Here is a 291-nt window from a genome sequence, read left to right on the forward strand (position 1 = left end):
TCGCGAAGGAATACGGCATCACGCGCGAAGAACAGGACGCGTTTGCGGCGCTCTCGCAGAACAAGGCGGAAGCCGCGCAGAAGGCGGGCCGTTTCGACGAAGAGATCGTCTCGGTGGAAATTCCGCAGCGCAAGGGTGAGCCGCTGCAGTTCAGGACCGACGAATTCGTGCGCCACGGCGTGACGGCCGAATCGCTCGCGGGCCTGAAGCCGGCGTTCAACAAGGAAGGCACGGTGACGGCGGCGAACGCGTCGGGCCTCAACGACGGCGCAGCCGCGGTCGTGGTGATGT

1 pseudogene is annotated in these 291 nt (G+C 65.6%); it reads left to right on the plus strand.

Features of this window, described 5'->3' with window-relative positions:
* Positions 1 to 291: pseudogene (locus AB3X99_RS40995) on the plus strand (acetyl-CoA C-acetyltransferase); the annotation flags it as partial.

The organism is Paraburkholderia sp. BR10882 (assembly GCF_040948855.1).
Lineage (GTDB): Bacteria > Pseudomonadota > Gammaproteobacteria > Burkholderiales > Burkholderiaceae > Paraburkholderia > Paraburkholderia nodosa_A.